This is a genomic window from Streptomyces sp. Ru71 (assembly GCF_002920535.1).
Classification (GTDB): Bacteria; Actinomycetota; Actinomycetes; order Streptomycetales; family Streptomycetaceae; genus Streptomyces.
Map to the genome: position 1 here is coordinate 20,326 of NZ_PQSS01000091.1, position 7,835 is coordinate 28,160.

The following is a 7,835-nucleotide window of genomic DNA, read 5'->3' on the forward strand; positions in this document are numbered from 1 at the left end:
CGCCCGCCGGCCCAGCGGGCCCGCCCTGCCGGACAGCTCAGGCAAGGCCCGCCGCCCGGCCCCGGCAAGGCCCCCCGGCCGCTCAGGCCCGCTGCCCGAACAGCTCCCGCAGCACGTCCTCCATCGTCACCAGCCCGGCCAACCGTCCGTCGGAGCCCAGGACCGCTGCCAGGTGCGTCCGGCTGCCGCGCATCGCGGTGAGGACGTCGTCCAGCGGGGTCGTCTCCCGCACCCGCGCGATGGACCGCATGTCCCGCAGCCGGAACGGCATGTCCCGGGGCGAGGCGTCCAGCGCGTCCTTGACGTGCAGGTAGCCGACGATGCGCCGCCCCTCGTCCACCACCGGGAAGCGGGAGAACCCGGACTCGGCCGACAGGCCCTCCAGCTGCTCCGGCGTGACGCCCACGCGCGCGTAGACGACTCGCTCCAGCGGCAGCACCACGTCGCGCACCGGCCGGCTGCCCAGCTCCAGCGCGTCGTGCAGCCGCTCCGTGGCGCGGTCGTCGAGCAGCCCGGCCTCGCCGGCGTCCTTGACGATCTGCGCCAGCTCCGCGTCCGAGAAGGTGGCCGTCACCTCGTCCTTGGTCTCGATCCGCATGAGCTTCAGCAACCCGTTGGCGAAGGCGTTGATCGCGAAGATCACCGGCCGCAGCGCCCGCGCGAGCGTGACCAGCGGCGGGCCGAGCAGCAGCGCGCTGCGCACCGGCTCGGCCAGCGCGATGTTCTTGGGCACCATCTCGCCGAGCAGCATGTGCAGATACGTCGCGAGCGTCAGCGCGATCACGAAGGACACCGCGTGCCCCGCGCTCTGCGGCACACCGAGCGCGTGGAACACCGGCTCCAGCAGATGCGCGATGGCCGGCTCGGCCACCACACCCAGCACCAGCGTGCACAGGGTGATGCCGAGCTGGGCCGCCGCCAGCAGCGCCGAGACGTGCTGCAGACCCCACAGCACGCTGCGGGCCCGCCGGTCGCCGGCCTCGGCGTGCGGTTCGATCTGCGAGCGCCGTACCGAGATCAGCGCGAACTCGGCGCCGACGAAGAAGGCGTTGACGACCAGCGTCGCGAAACCGATCAGCAACTGCACCGCGGTCACCGCGGCACCTCCTTCTCGTCGTCCAGCGGCGCGTGCAGCAGCACCCGCGCCGCCCGGCGCCCGGAGGCGTCCACCACGTCCATGCGCCAGCCGGCGACGTGCAGGATGTCGCCGACGGCCGGTATCCGGCCCAGCTCCGCCGCGACGAGCCCGGCCAGCGTCTCGTACGGCCCGTCCGGCGCCCGCAGGCCCACCCGGGCGAGCTGGTCGATGCGGGCGGCGCCGTCGGCGGAGTACACCGCGCGGCCGTCCTCGTCGGTGCCGGCCTGGGCGAGGTCGGGCGTCTCGTGCGGATCGTGCTCGTCGCGGACCTCGCCGACGACCTCCTCGACGATGTCCTCCAGCGTCGCCACGCCCGCGGTGCCGCCGTACTCGTCGATGACCACGGCCATGGTCCGCTTGCCGGACAGCCGGTCCAGCAGCCGGTCCACGGTCAGCGACTCGGGCACGAGCAGCGGCTCGCGCATCAGCTCCGACACCGGCACCCGGGGGCGCATGTCGGCGGGTACGGCCAGGACGTCCTTGACGTGCGCGGTGCCGACGACCGCGTCCAGGCTGCCGCGGTAGACCGGGAAGCGGGACAGCCCCGTCGCCCGGGTCGCGTTCGCCACGTCCTCGCAGGTCGCCTGCGCCTCCAGGGCGATGACCTGCACACGCGGGGTCATCACGTTCTCGGCGGTGAGGTCGGCGAGGTTGAGCGTGCGCACGAACAGCTCGGCGGTGTCCGGCTCCAGGGCGCCCGCTTTGGCGGAGTGCCGGGCCAGCGCGGCCAGCTCCTGCGGGCCGCGCGCGGAGGCCAGCTCCTCGGCCGGCTCGATGCCGAAGCGGCGCACCACGCGGTTGGCGGTGTTGTTCAGATGCGTGATGAAGGGACGGAACGCGGCGCTGAACCAGCGCTGCGGGGTGCCCACGCGCTTGGCCATCGCCAGCGGCGCGGAGATCGCCCAGTTCTTCGGCACCAGTTCGCCGACGACCATCAGGAACACCGTGGACAGGGCCGTGCCCAGCACGAGCGCGACCGAGCTCGCCGCCCCGCCGGACAGGCCGAGGCTCTCCATCGGCCCGGCCAGCAGCTTGGCGATGGAGGGCTCGGCGAGCATGCCGACGACCAGGTTGGTGACGGTGATGCCGAGCTGCGCCCCGGAGAGCTGGAAGGTGAGGTTCCGTACGGCCTTCAGCGCTCCGGCGGCGCCCCGCTCGCCGCGCTCCACGGCGCGCTCCAGCTCGCCGCGTTCGACGGTGGTGAGCGAGAACTCGGCCGCGACGAAGGCACCGCAGGCGAGCGACAGCAGCACGGCCACGAGCAGCAGAAGCACTTCGATCATCGGGTCACCTCCGTCCCATGGTCGGACAGGGCAGGCAGGATCGCGCGATGTCGGCTACTGGGGGGCTCGCCCATGGGCGGACGCTCACAACCTTTCATGGAGGACCGAGTGGTCCACCAATGGTAAAGGATGAGCAAAAAGACTCAGGAGGGGAGTGGCTTGACCCAGCGCCGCCAGTGCTCCTCCGGCCCGTACCCGGCCGCCCCCCACGCGTGGTGGGCGGTCTCGTTGCGCACCAGGACCATCGCGTCCGCGCGCCGCCCGCCCAGCGCCGTGAACCGCTTCTCGGCGGCCGCCAGCAGCGCCGTGCCGATACCCCTGCGGCGCCGCCCGGGGTGGACGGCGAGCCGGTACAGATGGCAGCGCCAGCCGTCGAAGCCGGCGATCACCGTGCCGACCAGCTCGCCGTCCTGCTCGGCCAGGATCAGCGCCTCGGGATCGCGGGCGACCAGCCGCTCCACCCCGTCCCGGTCGTCGCTGATGCTGGTGCCCTCGGCGGCCGTCCTCCAGAAGGCCAGCACGGTGTCCAGGTCGCCGGGCGCCGCCGCCCGTATCCGCAGTTCAGACATACGGTGATCACATCACGCCGGACGCCCGCCGACCCGGAATTCCACGATCCGGACGCCTCACAGACCGCGCAGCCGGCCCATGACCGGCTGGACGCATCACAGGCCGCGCAGCCGGCCCATGACTGGCGCGAACGCCTCCATCGACGGCTCCAGCACCGCCAGATACGTGAAGCCGTACCGCTCCCGCAGCGCGAGCACCTGCGCGACGATCTCCTCCTGAGTGCCGAACAGGAAGAGGGGCAGCTCCAGCAGCTGCTCCAGCGTGAACCCCGCGATCCGCTCCAGGTACGGCCGGGCCGCGGCCTCCCGGTCGTCGGTGACGACGACCGACTGGATCAGCAGGTTCAGCTCCGCCGGCTCCTCGCGGCCGGCCGCGAACTCCCGGTACCGGGCCACCCGCTCGTCCAGCTCCTTGGCGGTGATCGGCGCCAGCTGCCCCGTCGTGCTGCCCGGCACCGTGCGCGCGCCGGTGAACGCCGCGATGTCGGCGTGCCCGGCGGTCAGCCGCAGCATCCGGTCGCCGTTGCCGCCGATGAGCAGCGGCACCCGCGGCCGCTGCGCGGGCCGGGGCCGGTGCTCCTCCGAGCCCAGCAGTCGCTCCAGTTCCTCCACCGTGCGCCGCAGGTGGTCCACCCGCTCGCCGGGCGAGCCGAAGGGCAGCCCGGCGCTGTCGTGCTCGGTCCTCACATACCCGGTGCCCAGGCCCAGTTCGAGCCGGCCGCCGGTGAGCGCGTCCGTCGTCGCCACCTCACGGGCCAGCAGCGCCGGGTTCCAGAAACCGGCGTTCAGCACGAACGTGCCCACCCGGGGCCGCTCGGTCGCCTCGGCCGCCGCGACCAGTGCCGGGAAAGGCGCCACCATGCCGAGGTGATCGGGGACGAGGATCACGTCGTAGCCGAGCTCCTCCGCGCGGCGGCACTTGTCCCGCCATTCCGCGGCGGGCGACGGATCGAGCAGATTGACACCGAAACGGAACGGACGTAACACGAACTCTCCTCCACGCCAGGGTACTTAGCGATTCCATCACTCGTGCGCGATGGCCGCCAGCACATTCATGCGGGACGCACGCAACGCGGGCAGCAGGGCCGCGACCACACCGACGACCGCGGATCCGATCACCACGGCGACGATCGTCGTCCACGGCACCGCCAGCGCCTTCATGCCCTGCAACGCCAGCACCCGCTGCATGCACACCCCCCACACCAGCCCCAGAGCGAGCCCCAGCACCGCTCCGAACACCGCGATCACCACCGACTCCAGCCGGATCATCCGCCGCAGCTGACGCCGGCTCAGGCCGATCGCCCGCAGCAGCCCGATCTCCCGGGTGCGCTCCACGACCGACAGTGCCAGCGTGTTCACCACACCGAGCACCGCGATGATGATCGCAAGCCCGAGCAGCGCGTACACCAGGTACAGCAGCACCGCGATCTGGTCGTGCACGAGCTTCTTGTAGTCGGCCTGGTCGCGCACCTGCACCTGCGGATACGGCGTCAGGGCCCGCTCCAGCCGGGAGCGCAGCACGTCGGGGCTGGTGCCCGGGGCGGCGTTGACGTACAGCGCCGCGTCCTGGCCGCCCGGCACGTACCGCTCGACCGTGCCGATGCCGAGGAAGAGCCCGCCCCGCATGCCGAACCCCTCGGCCTGGTCCTGGTCGGTGAGCGCGCCGACCCGCAGTTCGGCGCGGCGCCCGCCCGGGAACTCCACCGGCAGCACACTGCCGAGCCGGACGCCGTGGTCGCGGGCGAAACCGGCGTCCATCCCGATGCCGCCCGGGGCCAGCGCGGCCGCCGTGCCGCCCGCGGCGTACGTCATGTGGGCGACGTCGTCGAGCCGCCGGTCGTAACCGGACGCCGTCGTCTCCACGCGCCCGCCCTCCGGCAGCCGCACGGCGACCGGCGCGAACCGCTGCCGTACCACCAGCCCCACTCCCCGGGTGCCGCGCACCTGGTCGGTGACGTCCTGCGAGAACGGCATGTACCGGCCGCCGTTCTGCACCACGAAGTCCGCGCCCAGCGTCTTGTCGATCCGCTCGTCGAACGAGCGGGACATCGACGCGCTCGCCACCGACATGCCGCCGACCAGCGCGAGACCCACCATCAGCGCGGCCGCGGTGGCTCCGGTACGGCGCGGATTGCGCAGGGCGTTGCGCTGGCTCATCCGGCCGACGGGGCCGAACACCGCGGGGAAGGCCGCGCCGAGCACCCGGATCACCGGGCGCACCAGCAGCGGTCCCGCGACCACGGTCGCGATCAGCGTGAGGACCACGCCGAGACCGAGCAGCGAGGCCGCCGACGCCGTCCGGGACGACGCCGCGCACCCCGCGAGCGCCGCCGCGCCCAGCATCCCCAGCACGGCGCCCGCGACCGCGCGCACCCTCAGCGGCCGGCCCACCCCGGCGACCTCGGCGTCCTGCAGCGCCGCCATCGGGGACACGGCGGCGGCACGCCGGGCCGGGAGGTAGGCCGCGACGAAGGTGACGCCGACCCCGACGGCGTAGGCCGTCACCGGGGTCACCCAGCCGACGGCCATCTCCGCCGTGCGGAGGTTCATCCCGAACACGGCCATCAGATGGATCAGCCCCACCGCGAGGCCGATCCCGGCCGCCAGGCCCAGCGTGGAGCCCACCAGCCCCAGCAGCACGGCCTCGGTGAGCACGGAGCGGCGCACCTGCCGCCGGTCGGCGCCCAGGGCGCGCAGCAGCCCCAGTTCGCGGGTGCGCTGGGCGATCAGCATGGAGAAGGTGTTGACGATCAGGAAGACACCCACGAGCACGGCGATCCCGGCGAAGCCCACCATGACGTACTTGACCACGTCGAGGAACGTGCCGAGCTGCTGCGCCGCCCACTTGGCCTGCTCACCGGCGGTCCTCAGCTCGTACGGCCCGGTGCCGAGCGTGGCGGCGACCCCGCGCTTGAGCACGGCGTCGCTCACGCCCGGCGCCGCCTGCACGGAGATCGCGGTGGCGCGGCCGGCCGAGCCGAGCAGCAGCCGCGCGGCGTGCGCCTGGTCGAGGTACAGCAGGGCCGAGCCCGGGTTGGTGGTGGTGAAGGTGGCGATGCCGACGACCCGTACCGGGAAGGTGCCCGGCTGGGCCAGGACGGTGAGCGTGTCCCCGATCCGCACGTTCTTCTTGCGGGCGGTGTCCGCGTCCAGCAGCGCCTCGTGCGGGCCGTGCGGGGCGTGGCCCGAGGTCAGCCGGACCGGGCTGCGGTCGGTGACGTACCAGTCGCGGGCGATGGTGGGAGCGCCGGTGGTCGGGCTGACGGACCTGCGGCGGCGGTCGACCACGGTGATGTTCTGCACGGTGACGTCCGGGTGCGCCGAGGCGGCTCCCGGGGCCTTCGCCGCGCGTGCGGCGAGCGAGGCCGGCAGGGTCTGCACGGCGCCGCTCGGCACCGACGCGCGCAGGTCCTCCTTCGGTGACACGGTCACGTCGGCGGCCGTGGAGGCGAACAGCCGGTCGAAGGTGCGGGTGACCGTGTCGGAGAAGATCAGGCTGCCCGCGACGAACGCCACGGACAGCACGACCGCCAGCGCGGACAGCAGCAGACGGCCCTTGTGGGCGAGGAAGCTGCGCAGGGTCGCTCGGAGCACTGCTCAGCCCTCCTCGGCCGGGGACGTCTCCCGGCCCGAGCCCTGGGCGGAACTCCCGGTGAACAGGCGCATGCGTTCGAGCACCGCCTCCGCCGTCGGCTGCTCCATCCGGTCCACGATCCGCCCGTCGGCGAGGAAGAGCACGACGTCGGAGTGGGCGGCGGCGCCCGGGTCGTGGGTGACCATGACGACGGTCTGCCCGAGCGCGTCGACGGCCTCCCGCAGGAAGCCCAGCACCTCCAGGCCGGCCCGGGAGTCCAGGTTCCCGGTCGGCTCGTCCGCGAAGATCAGCTCGGGCCGGGACACCAGCGCCCGGGCGCACGCGACGCGCTGCTGCTGGCCGCCGGACAGCTGCGCGGGCCGGTGGGTGAGCCGGTCCCGCAGACCGAGCGCCTCGACGACCCGGTCCAGCCACTGCCGGTCGGGTCTGCGGCCCGCGATGTCCATGGGCAGGGTGATGTTCTCCAGCGCGTTCAGCGTCGGGATCAGGTTGAACGACTGGAACATGAACCCGACCCGGTCCCGCCGCAGCCGGGTCAGCTCCCGCTCCCGCAGCCCCGTGATCTCGGTGTCGCCCAGCCACACCTGTCCCGCCGAGACGGTGTCGAGCCCCGCGAGGCAGTGCATCAGCGTGGACTTCCCGGACCCGGAGGGGCCCATCACGGCGGTGAAGCGGCCCCGGGCGATGTCCACGTCGACGGCGTCCAGGGCGAGCACGGTGGTCTCCCCGTGGCCGTACGCCTTGGTCAGCCCACGGGCACGGGCCGCGGTGCCGCCGGCCACGGCGCCGCCCGCCGCTGCTCCCCGGGCCTCGGCGCCATCGGCCCCAGTCCCGAGCGCCCCGGTCCCGCCGACCGCGGTCCGGTCGGCCGGGGCGGAGCCGGGCGGGTGCGGGTGTTCCGCCGCAGAACCGGACACGGCTGCCTCCTGCCTCGTCGTGCGACCCGGATGGTCGTCCCGGCCGAGCGTAATGTGACCCGGCGCACACGCGGTACAGGAGGTCGCCCCCGCGCGCCCTTGCCGCTGCTAGCGCCCTGGCGCTAGCGTCGAGGTATGGCGAAGACCCAGCTGAACGTGCGCGTGGACGAGGACACCGCCCGCGCCGCCAAGGAGCGCGCGCTGGCCCGCGGGATGAGCGTCAACCGCTACATCGAGGAGCTGGTCAGACAGGACGCCGGTGAGGCGGGCCGTACGTTCGTGGAGGCCGCCGCCGACTTCATGAAGAGCTACGGGACGGTCTTCGCCGAGGAG

7 protein-coding genes are annotated in these 7,835 nt (G+C 73.5%); 1 reads left to right on the forward strand and 6 read right to left on the reverse strand.

From position 1 onward, the window contains the following. Positions 1-82: 82 nt before the first annotated feature. The 6 genes from C3489_RS33245 to C3489_RS33270 form a co-directional block, all read right to left on the reverse strand. Positions 83-1,096 carry a hemolysin family protein gene (locus tag C3489_RS33245; protein ID WP_103785841.1) on the reverse strand — a complete coding sequence of 338 codons (1,014 nt, stop codon included), beginning with the start codon at positions 1,094-1,096 and terminating at the stop codon, positions 83-85. Beyond that, the gene (locus C3489_RS33250) at positions 1,093-2,421 is read right to left on the reverse strand and encodes a hemolysin family protein (RefSeq protein ID WP_103785842.1); all 1,329 of its coding nucleotides are present in this window, start codon (positions 2,419-2,421) and stop codon (positions 1,093-1,095) included. The genes C3489_RS33245 and C3489_RS33250 overlap by 4 nt, the downstream gene beginning before the upstream one ends. A gap of 143 nt (positions 2,422-2,564) precedes the next feature. Then, complete coding sequence (locus tag C3489_RS33255) at positions 2,565-2,990, reverse strand: GNAT family N-acetyltransferase (protein WP_103785843.1); 426 nt, start codon at positions 2,988-2,990, stop codon at positions 2,565-2,567. Positions 2,991-3,086: 96 nt separating this feature from the next. Beyond that, positions 3,087-3,977 (reverse strand): LLM class F420-dependent oxidoreductase, encoded by an 891-nt coding sequence (locus tag C3489_RS33260; RefSeq protein ID WP_103785844.1) that lies wholly within the window; start codon positions 3,975-3,977, stop codon positions 3,087-3,089. Between the two features lie 36 nt (positions 3,978-4,013). Then, a complete protein-coding gene (locus C3489_RS33265; RefSeq protein WP_103785845.1) occupies positions 4,014-6,584 on the reverse strand; it encodes an ABC transporter permease in 2,571 nt (856 codons plus the stop codon). 3 nt (positions 6,585-6,587) lie between these two features. Next, a complete protein-coding gene (locus C3489_RS33270; RefSeq protein WP_103785849.1) occupies positions 6,588-7,367 on the reverse strand; it encodes an ABC transporter ATP-binding protein in 780 nt (259 codons plus the stop codon). 270 nt (positions 7,368-7,637) lie between these two features. Here C3489_RS33270 and C3489_RS33275 point away from each other — a divergent pair. Next, positions 7,638-7,835 (forward strand): toxin-antitoxin system HicB family antitoxin (locus C3489_RS33275; RefSeq protein WP_103785846.1); only part of this gene is annotated, 198 nt, incomplete at its 3' end.

Bases quoted from the DNA above. Each gene is read 5' to 3' on its own strand.
- C3489_RS33255 (WP_103785843.1), bottom strand. From the start codon at position 2,990: ATGTCTGAACTGCGGATACGGGCGGCGGCGCCCGGCGACCTGGACACC.
- C3489_RS33250 (WP_103785842.1), bottom strand. From the start codon at position 2,421: ATGATCGAAGTGCTTCTGCTGCTCGTGGCCGTGCTGCTGTCGCTCGCC.